Here is a 22,437-nt window from a genome sequence, read left to right as displayed (position 1 = left end):
GGGCTGAAGCATGGGCCGCGCCCGATCAACGCCTTCCCTTATCGCACAAAGTTTCCGTAAACGGGATCCCATTTACCAAAACTGCACCCGACAGACCCGCGAACGCCCCGTCCGACGCGCCGTTTGCGCCGTTTTTGCCAGGCCCGCAAACGCAAAACCGCCCGGGGCACGAAGCCACCGAGCGGTCTTGAGGCGTGGTTTCAGCAATCCCCGATCAGGGGAAGCCAAACCGCGTCGAAAAAAGCCTTAGAGGCCCTTCTCGATGAAGCCCTTGAACAGGTACTGGGACAGCGGGCCGCCCATGGCGAACAGGTGAATGATGGTCACCACGGTCACCAGGATGCCGGCGGTCACGAACAGGGCCTTGGCGGGGTTAACCAGCAGCCAAACTTTCCACATGGCCTTAGTCTCCGAATAAAGAATTGTTTACCGTTGAACCGGGTCAGTCTTCAGGGGTCCGCCAGCGTCAGGCCGGGGACGCGCCCACAAGACTTAGAACCAGGGCAGGTAGGTGTAGGTGAAGATGTGAGCGAAGGCGGACAGAACCACCCACACGCCCAGGCCCTTCGTGTACCAGGAGTGGAACTCCTGAGCTTCAGCCTCGGTCAGACCCGACGGGTAAACCTTGTCAGCCATAATATCCCCTCCAAAAAGAACAATTGAGATAGCCCGAAACAAGGATGCCGACATCCAGCAAGGGACTTCAACACCCCATCTGGAGACCAAGGACTTGATACCAGGCCCATTTGTCTTACCAGGGAGACCGGGGAGGCGCCCTGCCTTCCCCCTGTCTTCGTTCCGGACAATAAGCATAGCCGCGAGCCCTGTCAACGCCACAATGTGGCCGGAATATGTTTTTTTCGGCGACGGCGAGGCGGGGCCGAACGGAGCGGGAGCCGTGGTTGCCAGACGACGCGCCACGCGCTAGGGTGCCTTCATGGCTCCTCCCCTTCTTTCTTTGCGCGACGTCGTGCTTGGCTTCGGCGGCCGCCCCCTGTTCCGGGGGGTGGACCTGGATGTCGAGCCGCAGGCGCGCCTGGCGCTGGTTGGCCGCAATGGCAGCGGCAAGTCCACGCTTCTCAAGGTCATGGCGGGCACCTTGGCAGCCGATGGCGGCCAGGTGTTCATCCAGCCGGGCATCACCGTGGCCTATCTGGAGCAGGAGCCCGACCTGGGCCCCTTCCCCACCTTGCGCGACGCGGTGGCCCAGGGCCTGGCGGCGGGCGAGCGCGCCGAGATCCACCGCGCCGACATCGTGCTGGAAGCCCTGGGGCTCGATCCCGAGCGGGCGCCGGTGGGCCTGTCGGGGGGCGAGGTGCGCCGCGCCGCCCTGGCCCGCGCCCTGGTCGGCGAGCCCGAGGTGCTGCTTCTCGACGAGCCCACCAACCACCTGGACCTTCCCGCCATCACCTGGTTGGAAGAGCGGCTCGCGGCCTACCGGGGCGCGCTGGTGATGATCTCGCACGACCGGGCCTTGCTTTCGCGGGTGTCGCGCACCACCGTGTGGCTGGACCGGGGCGTGGTGCGCCGTCTCGACCAGGGCTTTGGCGCCTTTGAAGCCTGGCGCGACGACACCTTGGAGGCCGAGGCCCAGGCCGCCCACAAGCTCGACCGCCTGATTGCCGAGGAAACCCGCTGGTCGCACGAAGGCATCTCGGCCCGGCGCAAGCGCAACCAGGGGCGTCTCGCGCGCTTGCACACCTTGCGGGCCGAACGCGCCCAGCGGGTCGCGGTCCAGGGCCAGGTGCGCCTGAAGGCGGAAAGCGGCAGTGCCTCGGGCAAGCTGGTGGTCGAGGCCGAGGGCCTGACCAAGTCCTATGGCGAACGGGTGGTGCTGAAGGACTTTTCCACCCGCATCCTGCGCGGCGACCGGGTGGGCATCGTGGGCCCCAACGGCGCCGGCAAATCCACCCTTCTGGGCCTGCTCACCGGCACCCTGACGCCCGACAGCGGCATGGTTCGCCTGGGCACCAACCTGACCACGACCTACCTCGACCAGACCCGCTCGACCCTCGATCCCGCCCGCTCGGTCAAGGATACCTTGTGTGACATGGGCGGCGACATGGTTTCGGTGCTGGGCCGGCCGCGCCACGTCAACGGCTATCTGCGCGATTTCCTGTTCGAGGACCGCCAGGCCGTGAGCCCGGTCGGCGCCCTGTCGGGAGGGGAACGCAACCGCCTGCTCCTCGCCCGCGCCCTGGCCCGGGAATCCAATCTGCTGATCTTGGACGAACCGACCAACGACCTGGACGTGGAAACCCTGGACCTGCTCCAGGACCTGCTGGCCGACTATGACGGTACCGTGTTGCTGGTCAGCCACGACCGCGATTTCATTGATCGCGTCGTGACCTCCACCATTTTGCTGGACGGACGCGGCGGCGCCACCGAATACGCCGGCGGCTTCACCGACGCGCTTTCCCAGGCCGGGGGCCCCCCGTGGGCCTCGCCGGCGACACCTGCCGCCAAGCCCCGCCCCGCCCCCCGTGCCGACAGCGAGCGGGCGCGCGGCCCCGCCAGGCCCACCAAGCTGTCCTTCAACCAGCAACGACGCCTGACCCAGCTTCCGGGCGAACTCGACCGGCTGCACGCCGAGATCCAGTCCCTGGAAACCGCCCTGGCCGACAGCGCCCTCTATGCCCGCGACCCCCAGGGCCACCACGCCAAGGCCGAACGTCACGCCGCCTTGCAAACCCAGCTGGCGGCGGCCGAGGACGAATGGCTGGAACTGGAAATGCTGCGCGAATCCCTGGGGCGGTAGGGAAGGGAACTCTTCGGCGCGATCCCTTCCCCAAGGCCCGGCTGGCTCAGGAAGGGGAAGGGGCCCCGTCGAACCACTCGGCCGCCCTGGCACGGGCCCGGGCGCGAATGTCATCGTTCAGATACAAGGCGACGGCGGCAACGGCGGCGGCCAGCACCCCCAGGTCATCGCTGTAGCCGACCCCGGGCAGCACATCGGGAATCGCGTCGAAGGGCATGATGAAATAGGCCAGCGCCCCCACGATGATCGCCTTGACGGCGGTGGGCACGCTGGCGTCTTGCAAGGTGTAGTACAGCAACAGGGCCTTTTCGACCACCTCGCGCCCTGCCTTGCGGGCCGAGGCCTTCAGCTTTTCCCAAAAACTGGCTTCGGTATAGCCATGCGCGTCAGGACTCTCGGGGCCCAAGGCCTCCGCCTCCGCGCTGGCTGACTGGGTTTCGTCCATGATCGGGCCTTTCCCGGCTGAAGCGTTCCGGGGGAGCATGGTGGCGCTCCCTGGGGTTCGTGTCCACCCCCGGGTGCTCGCCAAGGGCCGCCGCAACGAGACAAAGGCACGGGCGCGGCTGCCCCCGATGCCCGAAGCTCATGGCGAGGCCTCATGACAAACAGTCGCAAGCCCGGCCAGCAGCGCGGACAAAAGCCCCTCGCTGGTCGAGGAAATGGGCACGACGGTTCCCCTTCCCAGGAACCGGACCATCTTCCGATAATAATTTTGCGAAATAGTATTCGCGACAAGGAAAACAGGCGTGATATCCGCCTCGACGATCTTGTCCTTGACCTGCTGGCGCGACGGATAATCCTCGTTCAAGGGATCGCTGTCGGCGTTTCCATCCTCGGGCCTCGGAGCCCCGCGCCACGCTCCGGCCTCGCTGGCCGGCGCGTCCGTGACCACGACAAGAAAACGCCGCGAGCCGGGGGTGAACCCCAGTTCTTCCTGGCGCCCCAGGGCCTCGATCACGGCTTCCCACTGGGCTTCCTCGGGTGTGTCCCCCCCGTTGGCCACCCGCAAGGTTTCGACCACGTGGACGGCTTTCGCGACGTCCTGGGTCAGGGGCAGGTCCAGACGAAACGTGAAATCCACCGGGGCCACGCCATGGGGCGGAAGCGGCTTGTCGGAAAAGCTGCCCACCCCCAGCCGGAAACCAGCGGGCAGAAGCCCTTCCGCCCGGCGCTTGGCCAGATCCTGCATCGCCGCCTTCAGGTTGGGAAGGTCATCGGAAAAGGAACTGCTGACGTCCTGGAGCCAGAAAACATCCAACGGCCGCTCGTCGGCGGCCGAGAAGCACCCGGGCGAACACTCGGGCAGGGCCTCGGCCTGATGTTCCAGGGCGGCCAGGTCGGCAAGCAGGCGCTGGCGCTGCTGCTCCAGGCTGGCCAGGGCCGCGCCCTGGTCCGGGATCCGGCACCAGGACACGGCGCCCCCGGGCCAGCGCACGCCGCACGCCTTCAGGCTCTGCCACCCCGCCACGCTCAACAAAAGCGCAAGCAGCCCCCACAACGCCCCAAGCAACAGCCGGCCTCGCCGTGTCGAGGAGGGAATCGCTCCGGGTTCCATCTTCGATCTCCTCTCCCCACTGGGGAATAACAACCACAGGGTCGATGCGACCGGAAAATTACTCGATTCTTTCCACGAGTATCGTTTTGATCACTTCTTCTTTTTTCTTTATCGACTCTTGAAGGCGTGCCACTTCTTCCGAGGAACCGGCGTTACCGCCCCGGATCCTGGCCAATTCGTTCTCGGCCGTGGTCAATTCCTTTTGCACGGCGGCAAGCTGGGCCTTCTGGGCCTGCGTCCGGGCCCGGGCCCCATCGGCCTGCAGGCGCAAGCTGGCAAGCCCCGACGTCAGCTCACGCGTCTGCCGGTCCAGCGCGCTGCGATCCCGGGCAAGGCGGGTCAGCGTGGCCCGCTGGGCGGCGGTATCCTGATCGAAAACCGCCGCCCGCTGGATCTCCTGGCGGGTCTGTGCCTCGATCTGAGCCAGGCGGGCCTCGTAGCCCCCCCCGTTCAGGCACGCGGCGTTCTGGAACACATTCCCCGCGTTCAGGGCATCGCAGTTTTCAGCGGTTCCGGCCGCGCACCCGCCCAGTCCCAGCGCCACCGCCAAAACCACCCCTGGCCCAATCCCTGGAAGCTGTTTCATGCCGCCTTCCCTCCTTGTCTCGTTTTCATCGTCATGGCTGCCTGGAACAAAGAGGGGGGCGCCTCTTTTTTCTCCTGCTCCTGGCCCGGGATGCAAGTCAGGCCGAAGTCCCCGTCCTTGCCTGGTTCCGCGCCACCCCTGCCCTGTACCGTTTTGTTTTAGATTTTCCTTTCTTGAAAAGCGGCACCCACTTTTCCCGAAAAGACAAACTCAAACAAAGAGATCTAAAGTCTGTCCGCTTCAACGTGAAACGGAGGGACTCTAGCTGACGGTCAAGGCGCGCTCGGACGTCTCGCGTTCCTTCGTCAACATCGCCAGTTGCTTGTCCAGGCTGGCTTCCTGCTGGCGCAGATCCTTGAGCGTCCGCTCCAGGTCTCCCGTGGAGCGACCATTCTCGCGCTCCATGCGGATGCGGTTTTGAATATCGACAATTGAATCGCGCATCTTGTCGCGTGATCCGCCGATCAGTTTTTCCGCCTGCTTGGCATCCTCGATCGCGGCGGCATAGGCTTGACGCGTCACCTTGCCGCGCTGCAGGTTCTGGCGCATCGAGCGCAAGGTGCTCGTCTGCTCGGCCACCAGCGCCCGCGCCGCGCGGTTGGAGGCTTCGGCGGCCTTGCTTTCATCGCGCGCGACCACCAGGGCCTGTTCGGCGCTCAGTTGTTGCTGGGCCAGCTGCTCGGTTTCCCGCCCCATGGACGCGCCCACCGCCGCCCCGGCCAGGCCACCGACGCCGGCGCCGATGGCGGCGCCGACACCACAGTCCCCGAAGGCCAGGTGACCGATCAGACAGCCCAGACCGGCCCCGCCCACCGCGCCCACCAGACCGGCTTGCACGGCGTACTTCTGCACGTAGTCCTCGCCGGCGTAGGTGGCAAGCTGGCGTTCATTCGAGGTCAAGGTCGCCGCCGTCGTGGTTGCCCCGCTTCCGCTCCCCGTGCCTCCCGGAGTGCTTCCCGTGGTTGTGCATGCCGCCAGGAAAAAACCAATCCCCACGATCAAGGTAAATGCATTCCTGCCCTTTTTCGTCATGACTGCCCCCTTTTCCCCGATGAAGGCTGAACGGATGCCGTCGTGCGTTTCGCGCGCCTTAGCGAGAAAGCAGTTCGGCGAGATAGACATTGACGTCCCCTCCGCCTTCCCTGGCCCAGCGTTGGGCCTGGGTCGCGAAAAGAACGGCGAAGTCGGCCATGGCCACGGCATCGATTTCCCGCAATTGCCGGGAAACAGCCGTGGCCTGGGATTGGATATCAGGGCTTTTGAAATCCTCGGCGGTTCGCGCCAGAAGCCACGTGTAAACACCTTGGGTCAATCGCATGCGCGCCTTGATCGCCATCAAGGAGTCGGCGTATTCCTTGTCAAGACTGGCCGATCCGCCGGCATTCACGTCCATGGCTGCCTTGATTTTATTTTGTCTTTGCATTTCGTCGCGATACTGACGAATGGTCAGGGCGCCGGCGCGCAGATTGGACTGAATGGCGCGCTCGTTTATTTCCTGACGTTCGGCCGCTTCCCGGCGCACGGTCGTGGCAATCGTCAGCAGCTGCCGGCTCAGATCGCTGTTCTCGACGACTGTCGCGGCTTTTTCCAACTGCTCCGCCGGCCCTCCTTCAAGGGATACTCCGGGCAGATCGGACACACGGTTCCAATCCGCCTTGATGCGCGCGAGCCGGTCATGCCCCGTCACGACGGGCCCGGCGATCAGCACCCGAAACCCCGCCATGGGTTGGGCCCTGGCCTTGCCCGTGCTGTCTTCGTAATAGCTGGCTTCGAACCGGAAGGCCGATGTGATCTGCGTTTCGCCGATCTGACACGAGCCCCCCCGGTAGACCAGCCCCCCCACCTGGCCATGCGGGCGTCCGGGCCGGACCATGTGAAAAGGCTCCAGCATCATTTCCTGGACGTTGCCCAGCATGTCGTGCACGCCCAAGGGATTGGGTTTGTGAAGACCAATCACCTGCAGATCGCCCCGGCACGAGTCGCTGCCTTGGTACCAGATGTATTGCGACACGCCTTCGGGCATGGGAAAGCGATCGGCCAGGAATTCGTCGGGCGTCACCGCCTGCCCGCCGCGCACCGTGAATTCCCATTCCTCCTCGGTGGGCAGGCGCACGAAGGCGTGGACCCCCTCTTCCTTGGGCAGGCTGGGGGGACTGTTGACCATGAGCCATTCCGTCAACCTTTGGGTAAAATGAACCGCGTCAAACCAGGATATATTGTCCACGGGAGTCCGCCCCGCCGTCTTCGCGGTTGGGCAGGTTTCTTCCATCACGGCCTTGTACTGGTCGCGCGTGACTTCGTACTTGCCCATCAGGAAATAACGGTGCGCCGATTCGCCGTCCTGGCTCAGGCTCCCCGCCAGATACGCGTTGCGCTGATACTGGCTGTACGCCAGCGCGTCGGCGCTTTCCCCGCCCGAGGCGGCCGATCTTTCCGACCATTGTCCCATTTTGAAGGGCTGGTCCGCGAGCCAGTTATCGCCCACGTCGGTGCGCACCACCCGAAAGGCCATCCCTCCCCCGCACGGCAGGGGGATCACCACGTCGCCATCGGCCTTGCCTGGATTCCAGTATTTTTCCGCCCAGGCGATCGGGGCGCCATCGCCGGCCCACGCGCCGGCGCCAGGAGACAACGCCCCCAGCACGACCACGCCCGACAACAGCCCTTTTAGATCAGACCACATGGATCACCCCCTGGCTGGGATCGGTCCGGGCAATGGTCGCGGCCGCGGCCAGCGACGCCACGATGGCAAGGGCGAGCGCAAGGAGGGCGGCAACCCCGATGTGCTCGGGCAGGATGCGACACACCGCCGATCCAATGCCAAATTCCGGACCGAGAAAACGGTTGATGAGGGCCTGCGCCAGTTCCGCGACCGCCACGGATACACCAAATCCCCCCAAGGTCAGCGCCACGGCCTGGGTCAGGGGAAAGAACATCACGGCACGGCGTCGCATGCCCTGCAGCCGGATCAGGGCCACGAAGCCTTGCTTGCGCAGCACGTTGGCCCACAGCGTCGCGCCAAAGGCGATGCTGCCCCCAAGGGCGGCCGCGCCCCCCAGCATCACGAACAGAAGATCAAGGCCGTGATTGAGCGTCAGAATGCCATTGATGGCCCCGAGGTGTGAGCGGACCTCGTAGCCCTCGGCGCTCAGGCGCCCGACCAGGGGAGCCACGGCCTCCAGGCTGGCGGCATAAAGCCGGATGTTGGGAAAACTGGGAACCCGGGGCCCCCGTTCCTCCCCCTCCATCCAACCGCGCTCCGGCACGGCCGCCCCGTCCCGCCAGCGTTCCACATCGACAAGGGTATCCAGGGCAACCAGGGCCACCGCGCCCTCCAGTTTCTCCAGCGGAACAATGCCCGCCACCGTCAAGGGCAGCCTGACCGCCTGCAGCCCCCCCTGCCACTTTCGAGAAACCATGAGATTGACTTCGTATCCCGTGTCAACCTTCAAGGTAGACGCCAACGCCCGTGACACCACGATCCCATGAAGGTCGGGAGGAAGTGTCGCGTCCGGCAGCAAGGGATCTCCGGCCCCGGAGGCCAGCAGCGTCGCGCGGCCCAGGCGTTGCTCCGTCCCCTGGCCGACCACCAGATCCACGTCGGTGGCGAGGCTGCGGGTATGGGCCTGGATGAAGCCGACCGCCGGATCCTGGCGCCGCGCCACGATCCAATCCGTCGTAAAATTGGTTTCGTTGACGATCGACACCTGAAGCGTGCGCACGTCCTTGCGCAAATCATCCAGAAGATGGGTGATGACGCCGGTCTTCAAACCGTACAGAAGCAGCAGGGGAGTCAGGACCGCCATCACCGCCAGGACCTGACACAAGGCGGCAACGGGTTCATGACGCAAATCGCGCCAGCCCAGGACCATGGCCTGTCCGGAATACCAGGGTTTCATGCGTCTCCCCCGTCCGACGAGGGAAGAGGACGGCTAAAGGATGTTTGTCCTCCGGGAAGGCACCGGGCCTCGACGGTTTCAAAGCCGAATGACGCGCTCAGGGCCGGATCGTGAGTCGCGAGAATCAGGGCGATCCGGCGCTCGATGGCCTGATCGACCAGCAGGCGCATGACTTCCTGGGCATTGGCGCGGTCCAGCGCGGCGGTGGGTTCGTCGGCCAGGATCAGGGCGGGACGGTGGGCCAGGGCCCGCGCCACGCTGACCCGCTGACGTTGCCCCACCGACAGGGTTTCCGGGAAGCGGTCCAGCAGGGCCTGAATCCCCAGACGGGCCGCCAGCTCGTTCAGCAAGGCCGGATCCTTCCGCCCCGCCAGCGCCTGGGGCAACGCCAGGTTCTGGCGCACGCTCAGGAACGGCAGCAGCCCCCCCACCTGCTGGACATACCCGAACAAGGCGCAGCGCCACGCGGTCAGACGGTCGTCCTGCCCCCGTTTCCAGGCTTCAAGGACATCAAGCACCCTGGCGCCATCGGGACCGGCCACGGCGAACACCTGCCCCGACGACGGACGCATGGCCAAGGCCAGGAGCCCGATCAGCGTGCTTTTGCCGCATCCGCTTTCCCCCACCAGTGCCAGGCGATCCCCCGGCCGGACCTCCAGGTCGGGGACGACAACGCTAAAAAGGCTGTCCTCGCTTTTGCGCGTCTTGCGCAGGCCTTTGATGGTCATCAGCGCGGTCATGGCAGCAGGCTCAACGGGATGGCCGCCACCTTCTCGTCGTCGGGCGCTCCGTCGACCAGGGGTCTCCACAGATCCGCGTTGTCATGAATCTCCTGGTACGCCCTCAGTTTGGAGCGGATCCGGACCACGGCAAGATCCTGCTCGCTGGCTCCCATCAGACGCCACCTGTCGGGCGTGATGCCGGTGAGTTCGCTTTGGTAGGGCAATCCATCCAGATATTCCCCCATCAAATCCCCCAGCGCCGTGATGCGCGAGGGGTCGGGCAGATCCACGGTTCCTTCGCGCATCGCACGCCCCACCACCAGGCGCAGCTGGTCGAAAAACTGATCGGGCCGGGTGTGTAGCGTCGTCTGTCCGGCTTCAAGAACCAGGGTCAAGGCGTCGCGCAGACGACTAAGCTGGTTCTTGGTCAGCAGAATCTGGATGGTGAAGGCCTTGTTGTCGGGGTTGTCCAAGGCGATGTCAGGCGCCCAGGCCTCCAGGATGTCGGGGGCCGCCGTGCCACGCACCCGCCCCAGCCAGGCAAGACGCATGGCCTGCCCCATGTCGTGGGCGGCCAGGGTCAACGCGTCGGCGTCGCGAAGATCGGGGCTTGCCCCTCCGGCGGCTTCCCGCACCTGACCAATCAAGTTTTCGGTCAGGCGATCAATCCTTGGGCCGAAGTCCGCGAGATTCCCATCCGGAACCCGATAAAATGGTTGGGTCCCTGCCCCATCCCAATGCGAAAGCGCGCGCATCTGCTGTTCCGCGCGACGATGGCTGTTCTCTCCTTGCGGCGTGGCCAGCAGCAAGGAAAAAATGCCGATTTTATTCTCCTTGGCCAGTTTGTTCACATGATCGGCGACATAACCTGTCGTCGCCAGGGGATCCGGCGGCTCGCGCATGTCCGCGTCCGAGAAATAGATGATGTATTTCCCCGCGAAATTCTTCCATTCATCGAGACGGACAGCCGCCATGACCCCAGCCAGGCCATCCTCCTGGAAGCCCTGGCTGCTCACCGAGGTGGCTTGAATGGTGTCCAGGCGCCGCAGGAAGTCCTCGTGATCGGGAGGCAGGCGCAGCGGCGCCACCACCCGGCTGACGAAACCCAGGCCCGGGACCGCCTCGACGCTGTCGCGGAACTCCACCGCGCCAAAACTGACCTTGTCGGCGATGTCGGACGCGCGGACGGAGGAGAAAATCCGGCGCACGGCCTCGCGGGTACGATCGATATAAGGCTGCATCGATTTCGTGGAATCGATCACGAACACGATACCCACCCGATAGGGCTCCCGGCTGGGCTCGCGGGTTTCATCCGTGGGAATCGATGCCACCCGGGTCAGGGTGGCTCTGTACCCCGAGTCCAGCATCACCTGGCGCGCCTCCAGAACCGGAAGCAAATAGAACCGGCTGTCGAAATCGACCAGTTCCCGGGGTTCAATGGAGATGATCCCCGACCCGGCGGGCGGCCGCCCCGCCCGGGTGTCGGCGACAAGGGGCCCGATCATGCGATCGAGATCCGGGCTTTCGGCCACGGCGCGGGCCGCCGCCTCGGTATCGAAGAACAAGGTGGGCTGGCGCCCGACCGCCGGCGTGAACGTCAGGATAATGGTGGAGCGCCACTCGACCGTCTTGTTCCTGGCGATCCAGCCAATGGGCTCGCCCCGCTGCGAGGGTCCCACGGCCAGCCAGTCCGTTGCCCCCCGGTTCACGACCTGAAACACGTAGTACGCGGAAAACGCATGAGGTCGGGCCACTTCCCGCCCGGAGTCGGGCGTCGTGACGATGACGGCGCCGGGACGGGTCAAGATCCGCTGGTAGAGCGTGGTCTTCCCCGGAATCAACAGGGGGGCCGCCTGCGCGAGGCGGGGTTCAAGCCCTCCCGCGCCCCCCATCAAGATCAGGACAAGCGCAAGCACGCGGGCCCACGGGTGCCGGTTCCGGTTGATCGGGTGGTCGTGCCCCGTTGTCATGTCCTGGCTCCCCTCTTCAAAGCCGGCAGGCGGCTCGCGCCTCGTCAAACCCGGTTTTCAACGCCCATTTGGCCTCCTCGTCGCCCTGGTCCCGTCGCGCTTCCAACGCGGCCTTGATGTCGGCAAGCGCCGCCGGGGCTTCGGGCACCCCAGCCGCGCAGGCGGTCTTGATCAACGCCAACGCCTCGCCCGGATCCCTGGCTTGATAATATCGGGCGAGATCCAGGGCCGCCGGGGCGTAGCCCTCGTCCACCAGGGTCCGCAAGTGCGGAACGGCACCATCGTAGTTGTGTCCCGCCATTTCATCGCGTGCCGCCTGATGGCGTTGCTCCAGGGTCGGCGCGGATGGCGGGGCCGGGGCCGGTGTTGGCGTGACAGGCTCCGAAATGGGAGACGAAGACGCTTCCGAAGAGGGCGTCGGGACCGAATCCCCCCGAGCCAAAAACCAATACAGCAAAAACATAATTAAAACAATCAGCGTCAACAACAAAGCATAATAGACATACTTAATTTTGTATTTATTGTTTTCTTTCAGGGGACGAACCTCCCCCTTGCTGATGCTTACGGCTTTAATCCCTGACCTCTCCTCTTCTATTTTATCTTCATTGCGATCATTTTCATCAACACCTTGTTCCTGGGGAATCGAAACATCCCCCTCGGAAGAGCGGTCCGTCGTGCCCGTGTCCTGGCCCTGGTCCGGAGGAACGGTTCCTCCACGGATCGGCACATCGGTTTCGTCCTCCTCGTCCACCACGGCCGTGGCTTCATAGTCCTGACTGGGGCGCACGTCCGGCCAGCGCATCCGTTCTTCCAGGCCCAGCAGGGGAATCTGGACCGCGACCGGGGTGTAGGCTTCGATGGGATCGACGATCTCCGGCCCCAGGATCATGACCAGATCCTGGTCCTCGATCTCGATCCGACGCGGGCGCAAGACACAGTCGCTTGATTGCCACCCCCCCCGGCCCAGGCAGTTTTGCGACGCGCTGAAGCGTCGGATCACCACGCGCAACCGCCCGGAGGCCTGATCGGCGGCTCCGGGGACGATCAGGCGGACATAGCCGCCATCGGAGAAGGAGTCGTCTTGCTCAATGCGCATCGTGTGTTCCCTCCTCCCCCGCCACCTGGGCAATCTGTTTCAAGATCGCCCCCATGCGCGCGTTTTGTTCGACATCGATCACCCCCCCTTCCAGGGACGAGGCGCTTTCCTGGGCCAGGAAAACGAACCCCAGCGCCCAATCCGACAAGGTGGCGGTGCGGACCCCATCCAGTTCCCGGAGATCCTCGGGCAGGCACGGCAGGCCGTCCTTCAAGACGGGGGGGGATTTCGCGAAAAACCTTCGATCACCGTTGCGGGCGTCCGGACGATCCCGCCCCAGGTGGCAGACCAGGCCGTTGATGATCATGGCCGACACCATGGCCACCCGGGCCATGTGTTCGTCGGGCCTTTGATGGTAACTCAGGATCGGACCCAACTCCTCGGCGATCTGCCCGGCCAGCTTGTAGCGGCGCGCGGCGATTTCCAGTTCGCGCACGACGATGGAAAACGCCTCGACAGTCAGGCCATGACGTTCGGCCAGAACCTCGTCCTGGGCGGCGTCGCCCAACCGGGTCAGCCAGCGCCGCACGGCGGCTTCGCCAAAAACGGCGGCCAGGCTGGGCTTGGGCACCGGCATCGCCCCGCCCAGAAGGTCCGGCAGCGCTTTGTCCAGGGACAGGGACAGGGACAACGACAGCCCCCCCGCGCCCAGGGCCAGGGGCGCCATGGTGGTGCCAACACGGTCCGCCTCGCCGGAGGTCTCGTCTTCCTCGCCCCGGGCCACCTTCAAGAACTCCTGGCCCAGGGTTTCCTCGTCGATTTCCAAAAGAGCGATGAAGCGGCCGATGCAGTCCGCGCGGGTCTGAAAGCACTGCAAGACCTTGAGGGCGTCCCTTTGCCGTTCCCGCAGGCGATGTTCGAGGTCTCCCCCTTCGTGGAATCCGCTTAGAACGCTTTTCAACGTCTGGGCCAGATCCTGGGCCCGGCGGTGAACCTGGGTGAATTTAAGGTCGGGATCGCAGGTCGGGGCCAAGTGATCGGCCAGCAAGGTCACGCCCCCGTCGTTGAGGCGCAACACCGCGTCCAGCTTGGCCTCGGGATCGGCCACGTGGGTCTGGACGACATCAAGCCCCAGAAAAGTTTTCCTGAACGCCTCCAGGCGGGAAGTGACCCCGGGCAAAAGGCCCCGTTCCACCCCCACGTCGTCTTCCGCCGAGCCGGCGGGAGGGGCTTCGTATTCAAAAAGATCCCGACAGACAAACTTGGGGTTCCTGATCATGAAGATATTTGAAAACGGCTTTCCATTTTTCCACTCTTTTGTCCATGACGCGTAGAACCCGACATCCTTGTTAAATCTGGTTGTAATAATATTCTCCGATGTGGCGCCCGCTTTCTGCTGGAACAAGGTGTCCGCCTTGGTCAGGCAAAAAAACAGCGTGGTCCGGCTGCCTTCGCGTTTTTCGGGGGTTGCCCCATGGGTTCGCGCGACCCAGCCCTGGACCAGGTCGGCCAGCTTCGCCACTTCCTGGTTTCGGTCATCGGCGCACAAAAGCATGGTATTCAATTCAAGGTCTGACGAATATTTATCGAACAGAACCGCGACCTTGCCGCGCAGATAACAATAGGCGCGCTCCTGGAATTTATTTTCTTTCCTGGACTCACGCAGGATCTTGACCGCCGTGGAGCTCAGGCGTCCTCGCGCGCCGGGAAAGTCCAGGAAATCGGTGTGTTCAAAGAACGGCCACGGGGCGGACTCCAGGGTAATGCACAATTCGGCCGTGAGCGCCGTCACCACCGCCTTGCGCAAGGTGGCCTGGCGCCCCTGCGCGGTCATGATCGTGATTGCCTCTTGCCCCTTGGGATCGAAGGCGCCATCGGCCGCGACGGGATCAAGGTGATAGATGGTTTTGACGTGCAACACGCCTTGCTGACGGTCGCGCACGGCATCAAGCGAAATATAGGCGAGGTCCGCGTGCCCCAGTTCATCCAGGGCCGCGCGCAGTTCCAGATACAAGGCGCTGAACTCGGGAACTTCGCCCCACAGGGGGGCCAGCAAGGCGGCCCGTGCCGCCGGCGGCACGAACGGCACCAGCCGCTCCAGCTCGATCCAGTAGGCTTCCCGCAGGGGTTCGTGGACGTTCAGCGGATGGGCGTCCAGTTCTTTTTGAAGGTACTGCTCCAGATCCAGAACCGCCTCGACGTCGAACCCCGGGAAGGGGGTGGCCTGGCGCTGGCTTTCGGCCTCGGCGACCAGGGCCGTCAACCGATCGGAATCAAAGGCGCGTTCCGCCAGCCCCGAAAGATCAAGCACGAACGAGTTGGCCAGAATCTTGACCAGATCCCCTTCGCTCAGCAGCCGCAGCGGAACCGGATAAGCCTTGAAGGGAGAGGGCTGGCGGCGCACCGAAAACCGCGTGACCAGGCCCGTGGTTTCGTCTCCGCCAACCGGATTGATCTCCCGCAGGAAATCCATCCGCACCGGATCCTTTTCATCGCCAAGGATCACCGCGGCGGATTGATGGTCGGGGGCGATGAACCGACCGACCAGAAAGGACTTGCCGGCCTGGCTGGCCCCGAACACCCCCACCGACATGGGCCGTTCCGCCGCCAGGGCCAGCTTGCGGGCTTCCAGGCTCGCCAGCTTGGCGGCCCGGTCCACGGTCGCCTTGCGATAGCCCACCAACGCCTCGTTGTCGGCAAACCACTTCAGGGACTCCCGCGCGGCCTCCCCCAGAAGGCGGCAGCCCGCCGCCAGGGCCGTGTCCTTGTCACGAGGCATGCGTGTCTTCCTTCCTCGTCCGATCCCGGGTCACGAAGGCTCATTTCCCTCCGTTCCCATCAGAAAAAACCGCCGGAATCAATGCCTCAACGTCTGAAAAACGCCCGTGTCGAGCCAGTATCCCCCTTCGGAAGCACCTTCGAGCCAAAGGGTTTGCAAACGAAAAGAGATTTCATGCTTGCAGTTCCTTCCATTCGCATCGACGGCTTCCACGACCTTGAAGTCTTCCATCTTGGTTTGGTCCGCGCCTTCTTCCACGGTTTCCCCCTGCAACCTGACGGAAATAGGCAAGGTCAAAGCCCCGGATAAACGATCCGGGTTTTTGAATGACAAGAAATACAAAGGCGATGTCCGCCAGCGAACCAGAGGCAATTGACGAAAACCAAGGAACGTGGGGCGCTCCATCTCAACAATGAATTCGTTATTGCCGCCCCCCTGGTTATCCAGATTGATGTTTTTCAGCCGCTCGTTTTCCTTGTTGATTTCGCCACGCTGATCCATGACCCCGATATACCGGGCCGTTGATTTCATGCGGATCTCGCTTGACTTCATATAGAACCCAGGCGAGCGCCCCTCGCACAGCAAGCACAGCAAGGCCCCGACCACCGCCGTGGTCTTGGGGTCCGTGATCCGGAAATCGCTCGACCGGAAGGGATACCAGTTGAGAACCTCGTAGCGGTGCATGGCGATCACCCGCGAGGGCGCCAGCGGAAGGTTGCCGTGGATGCGCTCTTGCACCAGGGGCAAACGCGACGGCCGTCCGGAAAGAAGAAGAAGATCGCACTGGTAGTGCCGGACGATGTCGCACAGATCATCAAGCATGCCGCCGATCACCGATCCCACGATGCCGGCCATCTGGGCCGGCCGCATGACAAGCGTCACGTCTTCCAGATGGAAGTCTTCCCCCCCGCGCCGGCGGGCCGCTGTTTCCAGATAGGCCCGAACCGGTGGCTGCGGCGGCCGCTCCTCCAGCAGCGCCGCCACCGGGATATCGACATCGGCGGCAACGCGCCGGCCCTCCGTGGCTTCGTAGGCCGCCAGCAGGGCCAAGGCCAGGGGGACCAGGACCTGGGTCGAGAAGTTGACCCGCAAGGTCCTTTCCTGCTGGGCCATGCCCTCGCGGTCGCCCCCGAACAGATCGGACAGCAGGCTTTCGGGCAAGGACACCCCGCGCGCCTTCAGGGCCGCGCCCACGGCGGGCAGCACCACGGTCTCGACAACGGTCTTGACGATGTCATCCCCGGCCAGACGGAACCCTTCGCGAAACAGCTGATGGGGATGGACCATGCTCTGGCCCTCGACCTCGTGTTCGATGATCATGAGGTCGGTGGTTCCCCCGCCGATATCGATGCTGGCAATGCGCAACGCGGGTTTGCCGCGCTCCCCCGTGCGCCCCTGCCCCCGGCGCCGGAAGAACTCCCCGGGCATTCCTTTGTATTTAAAATTGATTTCATTATACAAATACACAAGATGAGTGCACGTTGCCTCGTCCCACTCCAAACGGAGCTTGGGCACGGAATGCAACGGATCCCCCTCCTCCCAGCGCATGATCCGGGCCAGCAGTTCCCAGGCCTCGCGCGCGCGCCGCTGCAGCAGCTTTCGTTCGGCAAGCGGGGTGGCCGAGGGCAAGGTCAGGATCAAGGTATCCAGGCGCCGGGGCACGTCGCGGTCGGCCCGCTGGTAGCGCAAGGCGGGTGAGTTGATCTGCATGAGGGCATGCGACAGCAGTTCCACCAGCATCAGCGTGTAAAGGGAACTACGGGAATAGCGGATCGACGTGCCCACCATGGCGTCGCCCTTGCCGACCAGTTCGCCCTCCTCGGTCAGCTCGGCGGTCATCGGGCCCTTGATCTCGGGCGGATCCTCGCCGGCGGGCGTGAGGCCGCGCGTGTTGGCCCAGGCCTGGATGCGCGCGCTGGTGTCCCACAAGTACCGCTTGGGGCTCGACAGGCCCGTGACTCCCTCCGTGCCATCCGACAACGAGGCCAGCCACGCCGCCTCGGGGCCAACCCGGATCAGGCTGGGCCACCAGAAGGCGTTTTGCTGGCTGGTCCGCCGCGCGTGCGCATAGCTGCCAAACCGGGCGGGCGAGAACTCCAGCCAGGTCGCGAAAGGCTCGACGTAGGCGCGTTCGGTCCGGGTGAGATCGCGCAGCTCAAGCCGGATCGCGTGGCTGATTTCGCTTAGTTTGTCGCCGCGCCCCTTCTCGATCAAAATCCCGCACGTCCGGCTGTTGCCAACGTCGATGACAAGATCGACCCCCACCGGCTGAAGGGATTTCGGGTCTGAAAGGGTGTCGATCAGCTTGAGCCGGGGGACCTTGCAGCCCGCGCTGATGGCTTCCAGCAGCACGATGTACTGGGCCCAGTATTCGCCGGGGTCGATGTCGTCTTCGGTCATCGCGCGCTTGCGCACGCGCGACAGGCAGGCCAGGAAACGATCCTTGATCCAACGGCGGATCGCCTTGGCCTCAAGGAAGAACATGATCTCGTATGGGCTGGAAACGTACTGGAACTCGATGGGATCCGTGGCGTCGCGCGGCTCGGGGGCAAGATAGGGCTGGGCGTCGCGCCCGGAGCCATCCTCGGGGCCGGCCCGGCGCCGGGCCGGGCCCAGCGTGGTATCCACGGCCAGCGTCACCCGATGGGTATTGCCGGCCTCGTCGGGGGTCTCCAGGGCCGCGACCCGCACCCGCGCCCACCCCATGGGCCCCACGTCATAGGACATCCGCCCATTGCTCGCGCCATGACGGACGCGCAGGACCGGTGCCGGCAACCATTCGCCATTGAACACCGCGAGCGCGTTGCGCGGACCATACACATTGATGTCGTCCGGGGGGGCCGCCCGGCCGTTGGGATACTGCTCATCGCGATAGAAGGGCCCCGTTTCGCGCTCCTCGACGGGATGCAGCACGATTTTCCGGCGCCCGTCTTCCTCGATTTCCTGCGCGTGTTCAGGCCAGAAGGACCGGGTCAGGCTGCTGAGGGAGGACTGGGATGCATTGATCCCGAAATCCAACATTTGAATACCGCTGTTCGGAACAAGAGTAATAACATCCGGAAAATCGACCAATTTCTTGAGCATCGTATTTTTCCTCAGGGGATCCCCCCTCCTCTTCCGTCGCGGTCATGACCCTTCAACGAGAACGCCCTTCAATGACGACCTCGGTCACGATCAACATTTCATTATTCTTGGGAACCTGCCCCTTGTACTCCTTGGTCGTTCCGCCTTGCTTGACCTGCACCTTGAAAGGAACCGGAGAACGCCCGGCCGAGCGGCCATCGTAATTATACACCGCCACCACGTAGATTCCCGACGGCCGGTCCCGGCCAGCGGACCAGAAAATGTTCTCAACCGGCTGCGCGCGCAGATTCCTGGGGTCCCGATTGGCGTCCACGTCCAGTTGGCCCCCGCATGCTCTTTTTGTTTCGAAATTGATGAACCGACCGTTTGGACACCGCACCCACAAGTCAAGATCCGCGTCGCCATTCCAGATCAAGGTAACGGTGACATCCCCGGTGGCGCCACCGGCCTCGCTGCGGCGACGGTCGAACTCGCTGGTGTCCGGGGGTGGAGCCGGAGGCGTGGCAGGCGGCGTGACCTCGGGCGGGGCCGGGGGCGGAGGCGGAGGCGGCGCGGGCGTGGGGTCGGGTTCGGGGGCGGGGGGAGGTTCCGGCGGCGGTGGCGGAGCCGGACACGCGGGAAGGCTCCGCATCTGGGCTTCCAGGCGATCGATTTCCGCCTGGAGATCGACCGCGCGCCGCTGCTCGGCCCGCCAAGGCGTTTCCTCGGCCACCGACCGGGCGCAGTACGACAAAAACGGCAGGTGTGGCCCCAGCCCAAGACCGCATCCCCGAATCAACAACGCCAGGATGGCCAGGACCAGCGCCGCGAACAACAGCCACAGCAGTGCCCACAAGCATCCCCGCCGGGGGAGCGCCCGCGCCGGCGTCACGGCCACGGGTTCGGCGGGGCCAGCGGCAACGGGTTCCGCTGGCCCCACGGGCGGCGGCGGCGGCGGGGGGGCCTGCACGGGCGCGGGGCGCAACAGCTCTTCCAAAACGCCCAGCGGCGGGTCGGGCACGTCGTTCAAGGTCCCCCAGTTCACCAGGACGGGCCGCCCGCCCACGGCATACAGCATGCCGGGCGCGGGCATCATCAGCGCCCCCAGCAGGGTATCCCCCATCCGGCGCTCGTTTTCCCTTGGGGACGCCTTGAGAGCCTCGGCCCGCTCGCGGATGTCGCGCACCAAGGCGTCGGCCCGTTCAAACGCGGCGGGAAGAGGCTCGCCGGGCGCGGGACGCTCAAGCCTCGTCACCTCGTCGTCGGGGCCCTGTTCGGCGTACCACCCGATGCGGCCGTCCTCATCCACGACCGGCTCGGCGAACAAGGCGGCGTGAACCGGGCCCAGGGCGGAATCGCGCTGAACGAAGGCGGTGATCTGGTCCCAGGCTTCCAGGGTCCGGCGATGTCCCACTCCCACCGGACGCAGGCCATTCAGCGAGGTTTCAGCGATGACCTGGCGCGCCATGGATTTTACTTACCCCCCGGAGAAGCCCGCTCCGGCGTTGCCGAAGCGGGGGGCGGAGCGGAAGCCCCGGGAGGGGCGGACGCGGGAGGGGGAGCGGAAGCGGCGGGCGCGACGGGCGCGGCGGGCGCGGCGGGCTGGCATGGCGTGGAGACCTCGCGAGGCGTCACGCCGTTCGCCGCCATGAAGGCCGTGGCGGCCTGCGCCCCCAGCGCATAATTCATGCGACGGTAGGTTTCCTCGGCGCGGACGAAGGTGTTGATGCCAACCACCCGGCCGCACAGATCAATCAGCGGCCCGCCACTGTTGCCCGGAGAAATCGCCGCGCTATGAAGGAGAATGGCGGTCCCTCCTTCGTTTTGGCGCGCGGTCACGATGCCCTCGGTGAACGAGACCTCGGGAATCTGATGGGCGTCTCCGTTCAACAGGGCCCGAAAGGCCTCGTCGGTTTCCGTCACCAGCGAGGGGAAACCGGCGGCGATCACCGCTTGCATCCGCTCGGCCGTGGTCGAGAAGGAAAGAGTGGGAAGGGCCCGGGCCTCGGGAACGTCGATCAGGGCGAAATCCGGGCCTCCCGGATCCGAGGACTCGGTGGCGCTTTTCACCGTGGCCCGAAGGGGATGGCCGACTTTTTTATTGAGGACCACCACGGTCCCGTCGCTATTTTCCACCACGTGGCGGTTGGTCAGCAGCAAACCCGGACCGACGAAAAAGCCACTGCCCATGCCCAGGGATTGCCCATCGGCGCTGGCCACCAGAATCAAGGCCGTGGTCTGATCCATCAGCGAGACAAGGGTCCCGGCCTCCGCCCCCGGCGACAGAACCTCGGGCGGCGCGGGCAACGCCGCCGGCGACGCGAGGGAAGGATCGCCTCCCCCCGGCACGGGCGAAAGACTGACCCCGTCCCCGCTGGGCGCGAACACCTGGCCTTCGCGACGGCAAACCGCCTCCTTGGTCAGGGAACGCAACTCCTTGATGCGTTGCTCCAGGGCCTGGTTGGATTCCCGTTGCAGCTGAACCAGGCGGCCGTCGTCAAGGGCCGTTTCCGGATACAAAAGAACGCCAGGAATCAAAAGAAGAACAAGAATAACCGCCGCGACAATACAAGCGATGGAAACGCCAATCCATGGTCGATATGATGTTTTGACAGGGGAATTGTTTTCCAAATCCCCCCTATTGGGTGGACGTTCATTATGGCTGGCCCTACTTTCCTCGCCATCCACCATGATACTACCTCCCCCCTTATAACATACCCCACTCCATGACGATCAAACCTTAGCCCCAACAGTCACGCCCTACAATAGACTTATTTAAATGGATTACCATGGCGGGCAAGTCCCGTCCGCGCATTCCCGGAAAACAGCCGTTATACGCACTCTCTTTCCAGGAAAATCCCTTATAAGCCGCGCCCCGCTGCGGATCGGCGGGAAGACCGGCGCGGCCTCCCCATGCCTCCCCGATCCGATTCGGACGCAAGCAACACACGCCGACAGAGGGCCCCCGTGAAAACACGCGGCACCGGCGCAAGACAGGGGGAGACGGGAAAGCGGACGAAGGCGTGAAAGGCCCGGCCTCGGAACGGATCAGCCGGGCACGAAAAAACGCCCCGGGGAGGAAGCTCCCAGGGGCGTTTTCATTCCCGGTCCGCCGCGAAAATCGCGATCCACGGCGGACACTGCATTGGCGGAGAGGGTGTCCGCCCATCGACTTATGCATCCAATTCAAATTGAACGATTTTTTCGCCGACCAGAGAGCCATACCCATCATTTTACCCATCACCGTGCAGCGGCTTGGAGTCGATGGAAGGGAGCGTTGCATCAGGGGCCGGCCCCTGACCCGTACCAGCACTAATTGGTCACTCAGCCGCGACGCCGTGCGATGGGATTTCCTTCAACGCATCCCCAAGCGCCTGTTCGGCACGCCATAAGTCGTGCGCCTGTTGCATCCTCAGCCACAGGGCGGGCCCATTCCCGCACCACTTCCCAAGGCGGACGGCCATCGCGGGGGAAACCGATATGTCCCCAGACATGACCCGGTGCAGCGTCTGCCGGGTAACCCCCAACTCCCGGGCCGCGTCCGTCACGCTCATGCGCAGGGAAGGGAGAACGCTGTCTCTCAAGATCACGCCCGGATGGGTCGGGCAGCGTTTGGGGCGGTCGGTGATCACGTCGTCGTCGATCATGTGGGGGATCCTTCAGTGGTAATTTTCCAGATCGACGCGGAAGGCGTCCCCGTCCTCCCACTCGAAGGTGATGCACCAGGGGCCATTGACGTGGACGGTCCAGCGTTTCGGCTTTCCCTGCAACCCGTGGAACCGCCACCCTGGAACATTCATGTCCTCGGGGCGCGTCGCCGCGTCCAAGGCATCAAGGATGACGAGACATCGCGCGTGCAGATCAGGGGCAACCTTGGCCGTCGTGCCATCAATGAAAAGAGCCTTCAGAGGCTTGTTGCGGAAACTCCGGATCATGAGCATGTGTAACACGATGCGTTACAGCCTCGCAAGACCAGGCCACACGCCCCCATGCGGACCCGGCGGGCGCGGCGCACGCCTTTAGGGCGCCTCGAAAGCCCGGGCGGACGGGTCGCGCGCGCACGCGTTTT

General features: G+C 64.5%; 18 protein-coding genes. 1 reads left to right on the top strand and 17 read right to left on the bottom strand.

Translation table 11 applies throughout. From position 1 onward, the window contains the following. Window positions 1-246 precede the first annotated feature (246 nt). Window positions 247-399 (bottom strand): light-harvesting protein, encoded by a 153-nt coding sequence (locus ROR02_RS09350; RefSeq protein ID WP_147163760.1) that lies wholly within the window; start codon window positions 397-399, stop codon window positions 247-249. Window positions 400-492: 93 nt separating this feature from the next. After that, a complete protein-coding gene (locus tag ROR02_RS09345) occupies window positions 493-636 on the bottom strand; it encodes a light-harvesting protein (protein WP_147163759.1) in 144 nt (47 codons plus the stop codon). Between the two features lie 301 nt (window positions 637-937). On the opposite strand from ROR02_RS09345, the gene ROR02_RS09340 reads away from it, so the two are divergent. Next, window positions 938-2,758, top strand: coding sequence for an ABC-F family ATP-binding cassette domain-containing protein (locus ROR02_RS09340; RefSeq protein ID WP_147163758.1), 1,821 nt, complete (start codon window positions 938-940; stop codon window positions 2,756-2,758). 46 nt (window positions 2,759-2,804) lie between these two features. On the opposite strand, the gene ROR02_RS09335 is transcribed toward ROR02_RS09340, so the two are convergent. From ROR02_RS09335 to ROR02_RS09265, 15 genes are all read right to left on the bottom strand, one after another. Beyond that, window positions 2,805-3,203, bottom strand: a complete 399-nt coding sequence (locus tag ROR02_RS09335) for a YkvA family protein (protein WP_147163757.1) — start codon at window positions 3,201-3,203, stop codon at window positions 2,805-2,807. A gap of 138 nt (window positions 3,204-3,341) precedes the next feature. Next, on the bottom strand, window positions 3,342-4,313 hold the full coding sequence (locus tag ROR02_RS09330) for a vWA domain-containing protein (RefSeq protein ID WP_147163756.1): 972 nt from the start codon (window positions 4,311-4,313) through the stop codon (window positions 3,342-3,344). 58 nt (window positions 4,314-4,371) lie between these two features. Continuing rightward, window positions 4,372-4,899, bottom strand: coding sequence for a hypothetical protein (locus tag ROR02_RS09325; RefSeq protein ID WP_147163755.1), 528 nt, complete (start codon window positions 4,897-4,899; stop codon window positions 4,372-4,374). A 261-nt stretch (window positions 4,900-5,160) separates the two neighbouring features. Then, entirely contained in the window at window positions 5,161-5,931 is a 771-nt protein-coding gene (locus tag ROR02_RS09320; RefSeq protein ID WP_147163754.1) for a glycine zipper domain-containing protein, read from the bottom strand. A gap of 58 nt (window positions 5,932-5,989) precedes the next feature. Further along, complete coding sequence (locus ROR02_RS09315; protein ID WP_147163753.1) at window positions 5,990-7,582, bottom strand: formylglycine-generating enzyme family protein; 1,593 nt, start codon at window positions 7,580-7,582, stop codon at window positions 5,990-5,992. Continuing rightward, entirely contained in the window at window positions 7,572-8,798 is a 1,227-nt protein-coding gene (locus ROR02_RS09310; protein ID WP_147163752.1) for an FtsX-like permease family protein, read from the bottom strand. The genes ROR02_RS09315 and ROR02_RS09310 overlap by 11 nt, the downstream gene beginning before the upstream one ends. After that, complete coding sequence (locus tag ROR02_RS09305; RefSeq protein ID WP_147163751.1) at window positions 8,795-9,538, bottom strand: ABC transporter ATP-binding protein; 744 nt, start codon at window positions 9,536-9,538, stop codon at window positions 8,795-8,797. Before ROR02_RS09305 ends, ROR02_RS09310 begins: the two co-directional genes overlap by 4 nt. Next, on the bottom strand, window positions 9,535-11,490 hold the full coding sequence (locus ROR02_RS09300) for a vWA domain-containing protein (protein WP_147163750.1): 1,956 nt from the start codon (window positions 11,488-11,490) through the stop codon (window positions 9,535-9,537). The genes ROR02_RS09305 and ROR02_RS09300 overlap by 4 nt, the downstream gene beginning before the upstream one ends. A 16-nt stretch (window positions 11,491-11,506) precedes the next feature. Next, complete coding sequence (locus ROR02_RS09295; protein ID WP_170245056.1) at window positions 11,507-12,379, bottom strand: SEL1-like repeat protein; 873 nt, start codon at window positions 12,377-12,379, stop codon at window positions 11,507-11,509. A gap of 196 nt (window positions 12,380-12,575) precedes the next feature. Next, the gene (locus ROR02_RS09290; protein WP_147163748.1) at window positions 12,576-15,305 is read right to left on the bottom strand and encodes a virulence factor SrfC family protein; all 2,730 of its coding nucleotides are present in this window, start codon (window positions 15,303-15,305) and stop codon (window positions 12,576-12,578) included. 78 nt (window positions 15,306-15,383) lie between these two features. Beyond that, on the bottom strand, window positions 15,384-18,389 hold the full coding sequence (locus tag ROR02_RS09285) for a virulence factor SrfB (protein WP_147163747.1): 3,006 nt from the start codon (window positions 18,387-18,389) through the stop codon (window positions 15,384-15,386). Window positions 18,390-18,441: 52 nt separating this feature from the next. Beyond that, a complete protein-coding gene (locus ROR02_RS16625) occupies window positions 18,442-19,836 on the bottom strand; it encodes a hypothetical protein (RefSeq protein ID WP_170245055.1) in 1,395 nt (464 codons plus the stop codon). A gap of 5 nt (window positions 19,837-19,841) precedes the next feature. Continuing rightward, window positions 19,842-20,888, bottom strand: a complete 1,047-nt coding sequence (locus ROR02_RS09275; RefSeq protein ID WP_170245054.1) for a S1C family serine protease — start codon at window positions 20,886-20,888, stop codon at window positions 19,842-19,844. A gap of 800 nt (window positions 20,889-21,688) precedes the next feature. Continuing rightward, window positions 21,689-22,015 carry a HigA family addiction module antitoxin gene (locus ROR02_RS09270; protein WP_147163745.1) on the bottom strand — a complete coding sequence of 109 codons (327 nt, stop codon included), beginning with the start codon at window positions 22,013-22,015 and terminating at the stop codon, window positions 21,689-21,691. A gap of 12 nt (window positions 22,016-22,027) precedes the next feature. Next, window positions 22,028-22,309, bottom strand: coding sequence for a type II toxin-antitoxin system RelE/ParE family toxin (locus ROR02_RS09265; RefSeq protein WP_218032791.1), 282 nt, complete (start codon window positions 22,307-22,309; stop codon window positions 22,028-22,030). Between the last annotated feature and the right edge of the window lie 128 nt (window positions 22,310-22,437).

This window comes from Pararhodospirillum oryzae, from assembly GCF_007992075.1.
Taxonomy (GTDB): Bacteria; Pseudomonadota; Alphaproteobacteria; order Rhodospirillales; family Rhodospirillaceae; genus Pararhodospirillum; species Pararhodospirillum oryzae.
This window is presented reverse-complemented; position numbering and strand designations above follow the sequence as displayed.

Coding starts and splice junctions, on each gene's coding strand:
- ROR02_RS09285 (WP_147163747.1), bottom strand. CDS start 18,389: ATGCTCAAGAAATTGGTCGATTTTCCGGATGTTATTACTCTTGTTCCG.
- ROR02_RS09265 (WP_218032791.1), bottom strand. CDS start 22,309: ATGCTCATGATCCGGAGTTTCCGCAACAAGCCTCTGAAGGCTCTTTTC.
- ROR02_RS09340 (WP_147163758.1), top strand. CDS start 938: ATGGCTCCTCCCCTTCTTTCTTTGCGCGACGTCGTGCTTGGCTTCGGC.
- ROR02_RS09320 (WP_147163754.1), bottom strand. CDS start 5,931: ATGACGAAAAAGGGCAGGAATGCATTTACCTTGATCGTGGGGATTGGT.
- ROR02_RS09295 (WP_170245056.1), bottom strand. CDS start 12,379: ATGATCCTGGGGCCGGAGATCGTCGATCCCATCGAAGCCTACACCCCG.
- ROR02_RS09325 (WP_147163755.1), bottom strand. CDS start 4,899: ATGAAACAGCTTCCAGGGATTGGGCCAGGGGTGGTTTTGGCGGTGGCG.
- ROR02_RS09345 (WP_147163759.1), bottom strand. CDS start 636: ATGGCTGACAAGGTTTACCCGTCGGGTCTGACCGAGGCTGAAGCTCAG.
- ROR02_RS09305 (WP_147163751.1), bottom strand. CDS start 9,538: ATGACCGCGCTGATGACCATCAAAGGCCTGCGCAAGACGCGCAAAAGC.
- ROR02_RS16625 (WP_170245055.1), bottom strand. CDS start 19,836: ATGGCGCGCCAGGTCATCGCTGAAACCTCGCTGAATGGCCTGCGTCCG.
- ROR02_RS09310 (WP_147163752.1), bottom strand. CDS start 8,798: ATGAAACCCTGGTATTCCGGACAGGCCATGGTCCTGGGCTGGCGCGAT.
- ROR02_RS09330 (WP_147163756.1), bottom strand. CDS start 4,313: ATGGAACCCGGAGCGATTCCCTCCTCGACACGGCGAGGCCGGCTGTTG.
- ROR02_RS09290 (WP_147163748.1), bottom strand. CDS start 15,305: ATGCCTCGTGACAAGGACACGGCCCTGGCGGCGGGCTGCCGCCTTCTG.
- ROR02_RS09335 (WP_147163757.1), bottom strand. CDS start 3,203: ATGGACGAAACCCAGTCAGCCAGCGCGGAGGCGGAGGCCTTGGGCCCC.
- ROR02_RS09350 (WP_147163760.1), bottom strand. CDS start 399: ATGTGGAAAGTTTGGCTGCTGGTTAACCCCGCCAAGGCCCTGTTCGTG.
- ROR02_RS09315 (WP_147163753.1), bottom strand. CDS start 7,582: ATGTGGTCTGATCTAAAAGGGCTGTTGTCGGGCGTGGTCGTGCTGGGG.
- ROR02_RS09270 (WP_147163745.1), bottom strand. CDS start 22,015: ATGATCGACGACGACGTGATCACCGACCGCCCCAAACGCTGCCCGACC.
- ROR02_RS09300 (WP_147163750.1), bottom strand. CDS start 11,490: ATGACAACGGGGCACGACCACCCGATCAACCGGAACCGGCACCCGTGG.